This is a genomic window from Alcanivorax sp. IL2 (genome assembly GCF_047495475.1).
GTDB lineage: Bacteria > Pseudomonadota > Gammaproteobacteria > Pseudomonadales > Alcanivoracaceae > Alcanivorax.
Window position 1 is genome coordinate 2,546,557 of record NZ_CP179932.1, and the last position, 14,176, is coordinate 2,560,732.

General features: G+C 57.9%; 12 protein-coding genes. 4 read left to right on the forward strand and 8 right to left on the reverse strand.

Going from position 1 to position 14,176, the window contains the following annotated elements:
• Positions 1 to 102: 102 nt before the first annotated feature.
• The 5 genes from ACMG4N_RS11840 to ACMG4N_RS11860 all read right to left on the reverse strand — a co-directional run bounded on the left by ACMG4N_RS11840 (position 103) and on the right by ACMG4N_RS11860 (position 5,617).
• Positions 103 to 1,092 (reverse strand): YhdH/YhfP family quinone oxidoreductase, encoded by a 990-nt coding sequence (locus ACMG4N_RS11840; protein ID WP_273009574.1) that lies wholly within the window; start codon positions 1,090 to 1,092, stop codon positions 103 to 105.
• A gap of 188 nt (positions 1,093 to 1,280) precedes the next feature.
• Positions 1,281 to 2,333: a protease SohB gene (gene sohB, locus ACMG4N_RS11845; protein ID WP_272979932.1), complete on the reverse strand. Its 1,053-nt coding sequence runs from the start codon at positions 2,331 to 2,333 to the stop codon at positions 1,281 to 1,283.
• A gap of 138 nt (positions 2,334 to 2,471) precedes the next feature.
• Positions 2,472 to 3,119, reverse strand: a complete 648-nt coding sequence (locus ACMG4N_RS11850) for a hypothetical protein (RefSeq protein WP_273009575.1) — start codon at positions 3,117 to 3,119, stop codon at positions 2,472 to 2,474.
• A 12-nt stretch (positions 3,120 to 3,131) separates the two neighbouring features.
• Complete coding sequence (gene nudC / locus ACMG4N_RS11855) at positions 3,132 to 3,938, reverse strand: NAD(+) diphosphatase (protein WP_297764139.1); 807 nt, start codon at positions 3,936 to 3,938, stop codon at positions 3,132 to 3,134.
• The gene (locus ACMG4N_RS11860) at positions 3,938 to 5,617 is read right to left on the reverse strand and encodes a hypothetical protein (RefSeq protein WP_414431792.1); all 1,680 of its coding nucleotides are present in this window, start codon (positions 5,615 to 5,617) and stop codon (positions 3,938 to 3,940) included. The genes nudC and ACMG4N_RS11860 overlap by 1 nt, the downstream gene beginning before the upstream one ends.
• Before the next feature lie 515 nt (positions 5,618 to 6,132).
• On the opposite strand from ACMG4N_RS11860, the gene nhaB reads away from it, so the two are divergent.
• Positions 6,133 to 7,722 carry a sodium/proton antiporter NhaB gene (nhaB, locus tag ACMG4N_RS11865; RefSeq protein WP_414431794.1) on the forward strand — a complete coding sequence of 530 codons (1,590 nt, stop codon included), beginning with the start codon at positions 6,133 to 6,135 and terminating at the stop codon, positions 7,720 to 7,722.
• 82 nt (positions 7,723 to 7,804) lie between these two features.
• On the opposite strand, the gene dnaQ is transcribed toward nhaB, so the two are convergent.
• The 3 genes from dnaQ to ACMG4N_RS11880 are packed head-to-tail and all read right to left on the reverse strand — an operon-like array spanning position 7,805 to position 9,778.
• Entirely contained in the window at positions 7,805 to 8,542 is a 738-nt protein-coding gene (gene dnaQ / locus ACMG4N_RS11870; RefSeq protein ID WP_297764148.1) for a DNA polymerase III subunit epsilon, read from the reverse strand.
• Positions 8,542 to 8,997 (reverse strand): ribonuclease HI, encoded by a 456-nt coding sequence (gene rnhA / locus ACMG4N_RS11875; RefSeq protein WP_297764151.1) that lies wholly within the window; start codon positions 8,995 to 8,997, stop codon positions 8,542 to 8,544. The genes dnaQ and rnhA overlap by 1 nt, the downstream gene beginning before the upstream one ends.
• Before the next feature lie 4 nt (positions 8,998 to 9,001).
• Positions 9,002 to 9,778: a class I SAM-dependent methyltransferase gene (locus ACMG4N_RS11880; RefSeq protein WP_414431796.1), complete on the reverse strand. Its 777-nt coding sequence runs from the start codon at positions 9,776 to 9,778 to the stop codon at positions 9,002 to 9,004.
• Between the two features lie 57 nt (positions 9,779 to 9,835).
• Here ACMG4N_RS11880 and gloB point away from each other — a divergent pair, with 57 nt between their 5' ends.
• The 3 genes from gloB (at position 9,836) to ACMG4N_RS11895 (ending at position 14,093) form a co-directional block, all read left to right on the forward strand.
• Positions 9,836 to 10,609, forward strand: coding sequence for a hydroxyacylglutathione hydrolase (gene gloB / locus ACMG4N_RS11885; RefSeq protein WP_297764157.1), 774 nt, complete (start codon positions 9,836 to 9,838; stop codon positions 10,607 to 10,609).
• A 69-nt stretch (positions 10,610 to 10,678) separates the two neighbouring features.
• On the forward strand, positions 10,679 to 12,280 hold the full coding sequence (locus ACMG4N_RS11890) for a LysM peptidoglycan-binding domain-containing protein (protein ID WP_297764160.1): 1,602 nt from the start codon (positions 10,679 to 10,681) through the stop codon (positions 12,278 to 12,280).
• A gap of 34 nt (positions 12,281 to 12,314) precedes the next feature.
• Complete coding sequence (locus ACMG4N_RS11895) at positions 12,315 to 14,093, forward strand: extracellular solute-binding protein (RefSeq protein ID WP_414431799.1); 1,779 nt, start codon at positions 12,315 to 12,317, stop codon at positions 14,091 to 14,093.
• The last annotated feature ends 83 nt before the right edge of the window (positions 14,094 to 14,176 follow it).

Sequence of the window (14,176 nt, forward strand, 5' to 3'; positions counted from 1 at the left end):
CGAAATATCGCATGACTATAGAATGCGTGAGTGACTTTCTTCAGACAAATAAAAAAGCGCGGCATAGCCGCGCTTTTTTATAGAGATTGAATGCTTCCGGCATCAGGGCAAGCGCACGACCACACGCCCCTGTACGCCACCCTGGAGAATTTTATCTACCCAGGCATTAACACCGTCCAGTTCAACCTCATCCGCTTCCAGCAGGGACAGATCCACAGGCATCCACTCGTCCGCAAGCAACTGCCACATCTGCTGTTTGATTTCGCAGGGCAACTCAACACTGTCCACACCCAACAGGTTCACACCGCGCAGAATAAAGGGCAATACCGTCATTTCCAGCTTCGGAGATGCCGCCAATCCACAACAGGCGGCACAGCCACCATATTTAAGGCTCTTCAATGCCGTCGTCAGCATATCACCACCGGCACAATCCACCGCCCCGGCCCATTGCTCCTTGAGCATGGGTTTGCCCGCGTTCTCAAGAAAACTGTCACGGCTGATCACTTCACTGGCGCCCAGCGACTTGAGCCACGGATGGGATTGCGACTTGCCGCTTACAGCGGTGACAGAAAAGCCCAGCTTGGAGAGAATGGCGACGGTGATGCTACCGACTCCACCAGTGGCGCCGGTTACCAACACCGGGCCCTGATCCGGATTAAGACCGGTATCGAGCAGTGACTCTACGCACAATGCAGCGGTTAGCCCGGCGGTACCCAGCACCATGGCATCTCGGGGTGCCAGACCATCCGGCAACGGAACCAGCCATTCTGCAGGCACCCGGATGTACTGACCGTAGCCACCATCCGTATTCATACCCAGATCATAACCGGTGCAGATCACGGTATCGCCAACACTGAAAGGACCGTCTGAGGTTTCCTCTACCACTCCCACCGCATCAATACCTGGCGTATGGGGAAACTGGCGGGTAACACCCTTGTTGCCGGTGGCAGAAAGCGCATCCTTGTAGTTCAGGGATGACCAATGCACGCGCACCAATACACCCTCTTCCCCCAGATCGGTCAGCTCACGTTCTTCCAGTGCGGTTTGGTAGCCGTTCTCGGTTTCACGGGTCAACAGGGCTTGGAAACTCATGATCGAACTCCTCTAAAGCTACGAGCCGCTAGCTGCTAGCTGTGAGACGCGGATAAAGGTCTTCTTAAACAGAAAACCCTGCCCGCGAAACAATGGTGTTACAGCCTTGGGCGCGGTGACAATACTCTCTCGAATAGCAGCACGCTTTCCCGCGTCCCAAAGCTAGCAGCTCATAGCTCGCAGCTTATTTAATGAATCTGTCGCTGGCTACCACGGTGCCAGAATTTTTCTACGGCACGGTGCAGGCTCGTTTCCAGGGAGAAACCCAGCCGTTCGCCCAGCTTACGTTTGGCTTCCCACTGTACCTGATAGAGTGAATGGGTACCCTGGCGCAGTTGCAACAGTTCGTCACTGGTCATGATCTCGTCAACCAGACCCAATTCCTTGGCCTGGCTGCCAAACCAGTGCTCGCCAGTGGCGACTTTGTCCAGGTCCAGGCCACGGCGATTGTCACGAACAAAGGTTTTGAACAGTTGGTGGGTTTCTTCCAGTTCTTCCTGGAATTTGGCGCGCCCTTTTTCGGTGTTCTCGCCCAGCATGGTCATGGTGCGTTTGTATTCACCGGCGGTCATCAGCTCCACGTCGATATCGTTCTTTTTCAGCAGACGATGGAAGTTGGGAATCTGTGCAACCACACCAATGGAGCCAATCACCGCGAAAGGCGCCGCCACAATACGGTCAGCAATGCAGGCCATCATGTAACCGCCACTGGCGGCCACTTCGTCCACAGTCACCGTCAACTTGATGCCGCTATTGCGGATACGGCGCAGCTGGGAGGCAGCCAGACCATAGCTGTGCACCAAACCACCAGGGCTCTGCAAACGCACCAGCACTTCATCATTCTGGGTAGCCACCTGCAGCACGGCACTGATTTCCCGGCGCAGATGATCCACTGCGCTGGCCTGCACATCACCATCGAAATCCAGCACGAACAGGCGTGGCTCGACCTTGTCTTCGGTCCCAGCCTTTTTCTTTTGCTTGGCTTCCAGTTTTTCCTGCTTGCGCTTCGCTTTATGGGCTTTCTTGCGCTGTGCCTCGGGCAGGATTTCCGCCTCCAGAGAGTCCTTGAGGTCATCAAATTCTTCATTGAGGTGGCGAACTCTCAGTTCTCCGTCCTGGCCCGCCTTGTTACGGCCGCGGGAAGCGGTAGCGGCGATGCCGCCGATCACAAACAAGATTGCTACCACCAGAGTAACGACCTTGGCCAGAAACATGCCATATTCGGATAAAAACGCGATCACTGTTTACCTGCTTGTCCGTAGGATTGGTACCTGCCCGTGGTCGGCAGATGAAAAGGAGTGAGGGGATTCTACCTAACCGAGCGGCAATGGGGTATGGCGGCCACCACAGTAACACGGTGATGGCACCTCAAGACGACCTCAATCCCAGCCGGAGATGGCCTGCTGGGCACTGCCATTCATGGGGCGGGCGACCAGACCGGTAGCACCGGCATTCACCTCAAACAGGGCACCTTCTGCCATTGGCAAATAGGCGGCACTGCCATAGCTGGCATCCACCAGCAGACTCCAGCCGTCCCGAGCCATCTTCCAGACATCAATACCGACCGGATCACGGTGCAGACTGTAGACAGTGCGGTCCCGGGATCGCTCATCTTCAAGCGCGTAATAGCGACCGGAGATGCGGTCCAACTGGTAGCCTGGCTGCAGGCCCAGCAGGCTGAAAGGCATTTTCCATTTGATAATACGGGCATCCAGCTGCCATTGGTCCCCTTTCAGACGGAAGTCTTCGGTGGTGCCATCGGTGCGGGTGACGGTGGCAATGAAGGATTGGTCACCGGACTGGCGGAAGCTGACCGTGGCCACGGACACTTCCTGAGCGTATTCACGGTAGCCATAGATATTCAGGGCGAACAGGCTCAGATAGATAGCCAGCCCTACCATCAGCAGCCCTGCCGTGCCTTTCAGCCATTGCATCAACCATTGCTGGCGCAGCAGCACCCAGGCGCCCAACAAGACAAAAAGCAGGCTGAAAATAAAAATCACCAGAGGCGCGAGTGTGTAATTCATTGCTTCTGTCCTTTATTGGAAACGCGCTACCCAATGGTCAATCAGGGTTCGGGCGATACTGCCCGGTGGCGGTATCATGGGCAGCGACCGGTAGTGAAACCAGTCCGCCGCTACTATCTCGTCATCATCAATACAGATATCCCCACCGGCGTAATCTGCGTGGAAGCCCAGCATCAACGAGTGGGGAAACGGCCATGACTGGCTGGTGAGATATTGAAGATTGGTCACTTCGATGCCACTTTCTTCACGCACTTCACGGGCCAGGGCCTGCTCCGCCGACTCCCCTGCCTCCATGAAACCCGCCAGACAGGAATACATTCCTTCCGGAAAACGGGTTGAGCGCCCCAGCAATGCATGCTCGCCGCGGGTAACCAGAGCAATGATGCAGGGAGTGATTCTCGGGTACTGAAAATAGCCACAGGCCTGACAGGTCATTGCCAGATCCCTATGGTGCGCTTCAGTGGGTGAGCCACAACGGCTGCAGAAACGATGGTTCTTTTGCCAGCTGAGAAACTGCAAGGCCCGGCTGACCATCGAGAAGCCAGGCTCATCCAGCCCCCCGGAAATCAATTGCCGCAACGGCACTGGTTGCAAGGAACCATCATCCAGTTCGTGGTTGCTCAGTTCGCAGACGTAACAGGGCTCACCGTTCAACAAGCCCAGGTAATGGTAATGCGGGTGCTGGCGAAGCATGTAAGCCGGTAGTACCGGCAACTGCCATCGATCGGCGGCAATCAGGATATTTTGCTCATGGATCACATAGCAACGGGCGAGTTCAGCGTCCTTGGGTTCGGGGCTGGAGAGATCAATCATGGTCATCAAGCCACTCTGGACACCGGGTAACCCAGCGCTTTCATGCTTTCTTCCGCCACCTCAAGCACACCGTCACCGATGGGCTTCTGCTCTTCCATGCTTTCCAGGTAGTAATCAACGCCGGTGAGGGCGTCGGCCAGGGTTTCCATATGTTCCTTGGTGGGAGTCGTCGGAGCCTCAATCAGCTGATGAACGATATATTTGTGACATGACTCAGTTACACCACGGGCCCGCTGCAGCTCCAGGAACATCAAGCCACCGGCAATGGAGGCAAAGGTTCCGGGCAGGTTGGAAAGGTGCATGGCATCCCAGTTGTTATCCATAAAGGAACTGATAGAGCGCTTGGCCAGAGCCAACCCGGCACGGCACTCCCCGACCACGGTCATGCGGGCATCATCCAGCTGGTACAGGGAAATACCACTGTTGTTGCTGCCACGGTGGATGTCGTCTTCAGGCGCAATGCTGCGCTCCAGATTCGCCGCCACGTTCTCTACCATCAGCAAATCATCCACTAGCGCATGAAATGCCTCGCTTTCCACATTTTGGTCAGCACGCCACTCGTTTACCTGTGCGGCCCGCTGTTTGATAACCCCGGCCTCATCGTCCTTACCAATCATGGCCAGGGTGCTACCCAGACGATTGAGGCTGGCGGCCACGGACTGATAATTGGTGTCGGCCACTCCCTGGGAGGCCATATCCAGGCTTTCTTTCAACTCACTGATTTCATCTCGCATGGCGCTGGCAACAGAGCGGATCACCGAGCCGCTGGCACCGGTCATTAGTGCCAGCTCGCGCTGCAGGATGGCGTCGGACACATCATTGTTCAGAGCAAACGCCTGCTTCACTTCCGCAACCACTCCCGTGTCCAGGGAGGACAGGGACACCAGATAGAGACTTTCCTTGATCATCAACAACGGCGCCTCTTCACTGAGCGCCTGATCCCCACCATAGACCAGCTTTTTCAATTGTCGGTCGTACTGGGACAACAACGCCTTGCGCGCCGGGGTGATCGCCATGTCATCGGCCACCATGGCCGTGATGACGGCCTGCCCGATCCACAGGAAGCGGCTGAGCCCACAGTCACCGGCGGCGCGATCCAGGCGCACCAGGGCCCGCCCCATCAGGCGGAGATTTACCGACGGGTTCAGGTCTCGCAACACACCCAGCAGGCCGGTCTGATACATGTGACGCAAGCGCCGGGCCAGGGCCGGCAACTCTGCACGTGGCAGCTCACTGTCAGGCGCTGCCGGGTTTCGGGGCCGGGACAACTCGGCACTGAAAAAATGGCTTTCCTGAATCAGCGCCTTGCCACCGGCACGACGCAGTTCATTAATCCCACCGATCAGCAGGGCCGGCAGAGTGCGGTTCTTCAGCTGGACATAATCGAAATAGCGGGTGAGCAGCACAATGGCATTGCTCAACGCCTGTACCCGGGCATCGGACTGCTTTTCTCGCAGCTCCCGGGCGGCAAGTGACATCTCTTCACTCATCAGAGCAGCAGCAGGCAGTTCCACCACCTGGCAGATGCCCCGCAATTGCTGGAAGTCATCGGCACAGCGTGCCAGCTCCTCCTGACGGGAGGGATCGTCGGAGAACGCCTCCAGACTGTTTTCCGCTTCCGTCAGGGTGGCGTCAATCGCTTCCTTGAGAAAAGTCAGGGAGGTGGTATTCGTTATGGCGACCATGGACTCTCCGCAAGCACCCAACTGTTATTATCATCGGTCCGATCCGTAAAGCCGTACAAACCCCCGGATACGCCGCAATTCTCATGATAGAAGTGTCGGCAGGCCATCAAAATGCAAGCCGGGCAGACACACCGGGACAGCATTGCTGTCACCTCAAACACGCAGAGCGCATGGTTTACTGTGTCTACCTTGGCGGCAGCCTGCCGTCCAGGCGGCAAGAAAAGGGCTTTACTGTCCTTTTAAGCACCGACCGAGAAAGGCGCATCAACTTTTGCACGTCATCAAACAGTGCGTCAACTTTCATTTGTAAGCAACTGATTTATTGGCCATTTGTTAACCTGGCCACACTCTGACAATGGCGTTTTATGCATCGCCAACCTTAAACCGGTTGCGGGAGTGTCAACCCCTACCATCGTCCGGTCCCGCTACCCGCTATCTGCACTGTACTGGGGCAAGGCAAGGCCGTATGATTGCGGCCGCAAAAACCCCGTTCATCCCTCGCGCAGGATTCCGCCATGTCAGCCACGCTTGGCCGTGCCTTTTTGCACAACTTTCTTGGGCAAGCTCCCGCCTGGTACAAGTACACCATCATTGCCTTCCTGGCCGTGAATCCGCTGATCCACCTGACTCTGGGTCCGGTCGTCGCTGGGTGGCTGCTGCTGGCCCAGTTCATCTTTACTCTTGCCATGGCGCTAAAGTGCTATCCGCTCCAGCCGGGTGGCCTGCTCGCCATTGAAGCGGTACTGATCGGTCTAACCTCCGCGGAGACTGTTCTGCACAAGGTTGAGAGCAATCTGGAGGTGATGCTGCTGCTGATCTTCATGGTGGCGGGGATTTTCTTTCTCAAGGATCTGCTGCTGTTCCTGTTTACGCGCATCCTGCTGGGGGTGAAATCCAAGGTACGCCTGAGCTTACTGTTCTGTGTCGCGGCGGCAATTCTCTCTGCGTTTCTGGATGCGCTCACCGTTACCGCCGTGGTCATCGCGGTGTGTACCGGCTTCTTCGGCATCTACCACAAGGTGGCCTCCGGCAAGACCTTTCAGCAGAAGCACGATCACGGCGATGACACCAGCGTTGAAGACCTGCATCGCGAGGACCTGCGCCGCTTCCGCTCCTTCCTGCGTAGCCTGCTCATGCATGCAGCGGTGGGCACTGCCCTGGGCGGGGTCTGCACGCTAGTGGGCGAGCCTCAGAACCTGCTGATCGCTAACAAGGCGGGCTGGGAATTCGGCGAATTCTTCCTGCGCATGGCGCCGATCACCCTGCCAGTGCTGGTAATGGGCTTGTTGACCTGCGTATTCCTGGAAATCAGCGGCAGCTTTGGATACGGCGAAGACATTCCGGAAAAGGTCCGTGGCATCATGCGTCAATACGCCCTGGAGCAGGACCGCAAGCGGACCATGCAGAACCGGGCCGCCCTGGTAGTACAGGCGCTGACTGCCGTCTGGCTGGTGGTCGGGCTGGCCACCCACGCCGCGTCCGTGGGCCTGGTGGGTCTGACGGTGATTATTCTGGCCACCTCTTTTACCGGCATCATCGAGGAACATCGCCTGGGTGCCGCGTTCGAAGAAGCCTTGCCTTTTACCGCTCTGCTGACAGTATTTTTTGCGGTGGTGGCTGTGATTGCGGACCAGCAACTTTTCGCTCCGATCATTGAATACGTACTGAGCCTGGAAAAACAGATCCAGGGACCGGCCTTCTATGTGGCCAACGGGGTACTGTCGGCGGTGTCCGATAATGTCTTTGTGGCGACGGTCTATGTGGATGAAGTCGGGCAGGCGCTACTCAAGGGCGAAATCGACCGGGACACATTCGATTTGCTGGCGGTAGCCATCAACACCGGCACCAATATCCCCTCGGTTGCCACCCCCAATGGCCAGGCAGCCTTCCTGTTCCTGCTGACCTCGGCGCTGGCACCGCTGGTGCGGTTGTCCTACGGACGCATGGTAGTCATGGCCCTGCCCTATACCATCGTCATGTCCATTACCGGCCTGCTCATGTCGATGATGGCATTGGGGCCGGCAACGGAGTATCTCTACGAGAATGGCTGGATCGAACACCACGATGTCAGTGAGTTCCAGGTATCACCCGAAAAGGGGCACTGAGTATCCTGACGCCCTACGCCCGGCAGGGTCGTAGGGCGGAAATGGGCGTCAAACCCATCCCCTTCTTTGCGTCAGGCGTTCATCAATGCAGCGGGCTGTCTTCTTCCTGGCGATCCCAGAGGGTGGGCTCACCATTACTGTCGGCGATGGCTGACAACTTGTCGCGGTGGCGCTGCAATTCCTGATCTGAGGCCCGCACCACGGTGAGTCCGGGGCGCTGACCATCCAGCCGGCGAATCGCCTCAGCCGCCATCTCTCCGCCCTGCTCTGCGCTGTTATTGCCGTCGAGAGACAACCGCGTCTGCCCGCCGGTCATGGCCAGGTAGACGTCGGCAAGGATCTCCGCATCCAGCAAGGCCCCATGCAGCTCCCGGTGGCCGTTTTCCACCCCATAACGGCGGCACAGTGCATCCAGATTGTTCTTCTGCCCCGGGTGTTTCTGGCGCGCCATTACCAGGGTGTCGAGCACGCCGCAGCGCTGCTCCATGGTCCCATAACGACTGCCAAGGCGACGTAGCTCATGGTTGAGGAACCCTACATCGAACGGGGCGTTATGGATCACCAGTTCTGCACCATCCACAAAGGCGAGGAATTCATCCGCCACCTTGTCAAAAGTGGGTTTGTCCGCCAGGAACTCGGTGCTGATGCCGTGTACGGCCAGCGCCCCTTCATCGATCTCGCGCTGCGGATTGAGATACAAATGCAGGCTGTTTCCGGTGAGCCGCCGGTTAATGACTTCGACACAGCCAATCTCAATCACCCGGTGGCCATCATTGGGCTCAAGGCCGGTGGTTTCCGTATCCAGTACTACCTGACGCATTAGCTAGGCATTCCTTTTTTCTGAAGAAGTTCATCAATGCCACGATTGGCAAGTGCATCGGCCTTGTCGTTCTCGGGGTGTCCGCTGTGGCCCTTGACCCACTGCCATTCAATAGTGTGTTTCTCGCGGGCGGCATCCAGCCGCCGCCACAGATCCGCATTCTTCACCGGCTGCTTGGACGCCGTTTTCCAGCCCCGCTTCTTCCAGTTGACCATCCATTTGGTGATGCCATCCATGACATAACGCGAGTCCGTTGTCAGCACTACCTGACAGGGTGCTGTCAGGGCTTCCAGGGCCATGATCGCGGCCATCAGTTCCATGCGGTTATTGGTGGTGTCAGGTTCGCCACCGAACAGGGTCTTCTCGGTGGCGCCATAACGCAGTAGCGCTCCCCAGCCACCCGGGCCGGGGTTACCGCGGCAGGCGCCGTCGGTGAAAATAATCACTTGCTTCAATGAATCAGGACTCCTTGTTTTGCTGCCCCCAGCGGGCAACCGGTACGGGTACCACAGTATTGCGCGGCACCTTGTGTTGCCGGCTGGGCAACAACTTGGCCATACCGGCCCGTTTGCGAGCTACCAGTAGATAGGCATTGCCGTGGCGGGGCCACAGCAAACTACCCAGCCACTCAAGCAGCCCAAGCCGTTCCCGGCCACGGTCGGAAAGCGGCATAGTATAGAAGCCACTGGCCATGCCATCGACCTCAAATCCCAATACTTGCAACCAGTCAGTAAGCCGGTTGGGCCGGTAAAAGCGCCCGGACCAGCCCGGCCGCTTGCGCCAGAAGAACCAGCGAGCCAACCCCATCAGGCTGATCGGGTGGAAGCCGATAATGGCCACCTTGCCTCCCGGCGCGATACTTCGAGTGGCTTCACGCAACACCTGGTGGGGGTCATGACTGAAGTCCATGACATGGTGAAGCAGGAGAAGATCCACACTGGCCTTGGCCAGGGGCAACAACTCGAGCCTGGCCCGCACCTGGGTACCGCCGAAGCCTTGGGTAGAGATACTGGTCTGCCAGGGTAGCGGGCTCTCGGCCAGCATATCCCGGCCGCTGCCACTATACAGGGCCACCGCACGCTGGCCGGCCTGGCTGCGCAGCCATTCGCCAAGCATTGCTCGCTCTGCGGCCAACAGCGCCTGCCCTGGCTCGCTGTCCAGCCAGTTATCAAAATTGCGGCCCAGCTCCGGTGAGGAGGCATGATAGGAAATACGGTTGAGCGGAGGCAGTTGCATGACGGACAATGGCCCTTGATCATAAAAGATTGCCGTTTCTCAGGAGCGTAGCACGACATGTTGCCAAGCCCCACCGCCATCCCCGCATTTCGCGACAATTACATCTGGGCCATCCGCCAGGAGGACCGCTGCGTAGTGGTTGACCCAGGCGATGCCGCACCCGTCGAGCAGTTCCTGAAGGAGAACGGGCTGCGACTTACCAGCATTCTGGTAACTCACCATCATCCGGATCATGTCGGCGGCATTCCCGCTCTGCTACGGGAAAGGGATATTCCCGTTTATGGGCCTGCCAGGGAAACCATCCCCGGGATGACGCACCCGCTTGCCGAGGGCGACACCATTCAGCCAGCGGGGGTGGACATGTCCCTGACAGTAATGGAAGTCCCCGGCCATACCCTTGGGCATATCGCCTTCCACGACGCCAACCACTGCTGGCTGTTCTGCGGTGACACCTTGTTTGCCGGCGGTTGCGGCCGACTGTTCGAGGGTACCCCGGCGCAGATGTTTGACTCACTGCAGCGGCTGGCCAGCCTGCCTGCCAAAACGCAGGTATTCTGTACCCATGAATATACCCTGGCCAACCTGACCTTTGCTGCGGCAGTCACCCCGGATGATGATGCTGTGGCACAACGTCTCAACGCTGTTCGCCAGGCCCGCGAGACGGGCCAGATCACCCTGCCCTCCACACTGGAAGAAGAGACACGCAGCAACCCCTTCCTGCGCGCCCATGAGCCGGCGCTCAAGCACGCCTGCGAAGCCCGGGAAGCTGGAACAGCCGGCTCTGATATGCAGTGTTTTGCCGCCTTGCGTCGCTGGAAAGACAACTTTTAGCTGACACTGCTTGTGGGGCCCCTTTGCATGCCCCTAAAATGACTGAAATATTTTGCTGTCGTTATTATTATGAAAAAAATCACTACTCTCGCCCTGTGTCTGGGCCTGGGAGTCCTGGGAGGCTGTGCCTCGAATCAGTCCCTGGATGAGCTTCCTCCCATGCCCGCCGCCGAACCGTCGGTAGACGATGTCAATCTCGCCAACGGCATGGACGAGCCGACGCCCCTGGAAAGCAGCCCGGATCAAGAAAAAGAAAACAACGATTTATGGGTAAGGCTACGTCAGGGTTATGGCCTTGACCTGACAGTGGAAAATGACCGCATTCGCGTCCAGCGCGACTGGTACGCCCGCCACCCGCAATACTTCACCCGTGTCACCACCCGCTCCGAGCGCTACCTTCACTACATCATCGAGCAGGCAGAAGCGCGCAACATGCCATTGGAGCTGGCACTACTGCCCATCGTGGAAAGCGCCTTTGACCCCTTCGCCTACTCCCACGGCCGAGCCGCCGGCCCCTGGCAGTTCATTCCCTCTACCGGTGATTACTTCGGCATGGAGCGCACCTGGTGGCAGGATCAGAGACGGGACATTCTCAAATCCACCAATGCAGCGCTGGATTACCTGCAAAAGCTCTCCAACCGATTTGACGGCGACTGGCTACTGGCGCTGGCTTCCTACAATGCCGGCGGCGGCACCGTATCGCGGGCGATCCGCCGCAACGAAGAAGCGGGTAAACCGACAGATTTCTGGAACCTGAATCTACCGCGGGAGACCACCGCCTACGTTCCCAAGCTGTTGGCCATTGCCCAGATCGTGCAGGAGCCGGAAAACTACGGGGTTACCCTGCACCCGATCCGTAACGAAGCCTATTTCAGCAGCGTGGACATTGGCGGCCAGATTGACCTGACCCAGGCCGCCCGACTGGCGGATATTTCCGTGGAAGAACTCTATCTGCTGAATCCATCCTTCAACCGCTGGGCCACCTCACCAGATGGCCCTCACCGCCTTCTGGTTCCGGTTGATCGGGAAGAGCGCTTCCGTAACGGGCTGGCCGAATTGCCCCAGGATCAGCGCATGCGGTGGGCCCGCTACGAAATCCGCCCCGGCGACAGCCTGGGCGCCATTGCCCGTAAGCATCGCACCACGCCGCAGGTCCTGCGCAGCATCAACAAGCTGAACGGCAATACCATCATCGCCGGTCGCACCCTGCTGATTCCGGGGCCATCGTCCGGGAAAGGCGACTACAGCCTGAGCGAAGATTCTCGCCTGGCCGCCAATCAGTCCCGGGAGCGCAAAGGCAAGCAACGGGTCAATTACACCGTGCAATCCGGCGACACCCTGTGGGAAATTTCCCGTCGCTACAGTGTGGGCGTGAAGGAGCTGGCCAAATGGAACAACATGGCGCCCGGCGACAGCCTGAGTATCGGCCAGTCCCTGGCCGTATGGAGTGAATCCGCTCAGACCAGCAGCGCAGTCCCGCCGGAAAATGACAAGATGGTCCGCAAGCTACGCTATGCCGTACGCAACGGAGACTCCTTGTATGCCATTGCAGACCGCTTTAATGTATCGGTGAACGACATCAAGAGCTGGAACGACCGTGTAGCCAGCAATCGTTACATTAAACCTGGGCAACGGCTGACACTCTACGTTGATATTCGCAAAACGTTCTAGACCCTTTCTGGCCCTTGCGGCCCTGCTCCTCGGCGTGGCCAGCCACGCCGAGGTAACCCGCAGCCACGGCTATCATCCCTTCGGCAATCTCAAATACTCTGCCGACTTTCAGCACCTTGATTACGTCAACCCGGACGCCCCCAAAGGCGGCACCCTGCGCCTCTATGGCCAGGGCACCTTCGATAGCCTGAACCCATATATTCTCAAGGGCATCAGCCCGGCTGATACTCCCGGCATGCAGATGTACGGTGTCACCGAACTGGCCGACAGTTTGCTGATGGGCAACCAGTCCCATAATCGCTTCGGCGATGAAGCCGGCGCCGCCTATGGCCTGATCGCCGAATGGGTGGAATACCCTGATGACCGCAGCTGGGCCACGTTCCGTATTCGCGAACAGGCCCGCTTCCATGACGGCCACCCGATCCGCGCCGAAGACGTAGTGTTCAGCTTTGATGTTCTGCTCAGCAAGGGAAAACCCGAGTATACCTTGCAGCTGGCAGACCTGGCCGATGTGGAGGCGGTGGACCCGCTCACCGTGAAATTCACCTTCAAGGAAGGCCGCAAGGATTTGCCCCAGGTGGTCGGCTCGATCCCCATCCTGCCCAAACATTACTGGCAGGAGCACGATTTCGAGCGAGCCACCCTGACCCCGTCACTGTCCAGTGGCCCTTATCAGGTCAGCTCAGTCAAACCGGGTAAGCAGGTGGTTTTCCAACGGGTCAAGGACTACTGGGCCGCCGACCTGCCGGTCAACCGTGGCCGTTACAACTTTGATCAGGTTATTTTCGAATTTTTCCGCGATGCTGACGTGGGTTTTGAAGCCTTCAAGTCCGGCGATTATGATCTGCATTACGACTACAGTTCCAAGCATTGGGCCACCGCCTACGACTTTGCTGCCGTTGAACAGGGCCAGATCATCAAACAGGAAATCCCTCACCAGATGCCTCGTCCGGTGCAGGCTTTCTTTTTCAATACCCGCAAGGCCCCCTTTAATGACCTCAACGTGCGCAAGGCCGCCAGCCTGCTGTTTGACTTTGAATGGTCCAATCGCAATCTGTTCAGTAATGCCTATAGCCGCACTGTCAGCTGGTTTCCCAACAGCCCCTACTCTGCCCCGGTTCCTGCAACTGCTGAAGAGCAGGAGCTTCTGAAGGATCAGGCCGGGCACCTGCCGGACAATTTCTTCAACGCTGATATCCACCCTCCAGTCAATGATGGCAGTGGCCAGATCCGCAATCGCATGCGCGAGGCGCTGTCACTGCTACAGGCCAGCGGTTGGCGCCTGCAGGATCAAAAACTGGTTAACGAGGAAGGCAAGCCCCTTCGGTTTACCGTTCTCAATTATCACAACCCCGGCATTTACCGCATTCTCGCCCCCTGGTTCCGCAACCTGCAGCGCCTGGGCATTGAAGCCGACTACCGGGAAGTAGAGCCCGCTGCCTACAAGGAACGGCTGGACAACTTCGACTATGACGTGGTGCTGTTTGTGCTGCCCGTACGCGACTATCCCGGGCCGGAGCTGACCGATTATTTCGCTTCAAGCAGTGCAGATATCCCTGGCAGCAAGAATCTGGCTGGCATCAGCCACCCGGTTGTCGATTTTCTGGTCCGCACAGCCCTGTCTGCTGAGACAGAAGCCGAGTATGTACTCAGTCTACAAGCGCTGGACCGGATGTTGCGCTACCAGCATTACGGCGTCCTGAATTACCATATCCGCCATCACCGGGTTGCCTGGTGGGACAGATTTTCCCGTCCTTCGGAACCGATTCCGTTCGGGTTGGGTCTGGATACCTGGTGGATGAAAAATAAATAACGCGCGCACGCTCCACGCTGGCATGTAACAAGCCTGGCCACGCTTCGCTTATCCTTGGTGTGCCAGCACCGATTACGCGACGA

Bases quoted from the DNA above. Each gene is read 5' to 3' on its own strand.
- ACMG4N_RS11840 (WP_273009574.1), bottom strand. From the start codon at position 1,092: ATGAGTTTCCAAGCCCTGTTGACCCGTGAAACCGAGAACGGCTACCAA.
- ACMG4N_RS11850 (WP_273009575.1), bottom strand. From the start codon at position 3,119: ATGAATTACACACTCGCGCCTCTGGTGATTTTTATTTTCAGCCTGCTT.
- nudC (WP_297764139.1), bottom strand. From the start codon at position 3,938: ATGACCATGATTGATCTCTCCAGCCCCGAACCCAAGGACGCTGAACTC.
- ACMG4N_RS11860 (WP_414431792.1), bottom strand. From the start codon at position 5,617: ATGGTCGCCATAACGAATACCACCTCCCTGACTTTTCTCAAGGAAGCG.
- nhaB (WP_414431794.1), top strand. From the start codon at position 6,133: ATGTCAGCCACGCTTGGCCGTGCCTTTTTGCACAACTTTCTTGGGCAA.
- dnaQ (WP_297764148.1), bottom strand. From the start codon at position 8,542: ATGCGTCAGGTAGTACTGGATACGGAAACCACCGGCCTTGAGCCCAAT.
- ACMG4N_RS11880 (WP_414431796.1), bottom strand. From the start codon at position 9,778: ATGCAACTGCCTCCGCTCAACCGTATTTCCTATCATGCCTCCTCACCG.
- gloB (WP_297764157.1), top strand. From the start codon at position 9,836: ATGTTGCCAAGCCCCACCGCCATCCCCGCATTTCGCGACAATTACATC.
- ACMG4N_RS11890 (WP_297764160.1), top strand. From the start codon at position 10,679: ATGAAAAAAATCACTACTCTCGCCCTGTGTCTGGGCCTGGGAGTCCTG.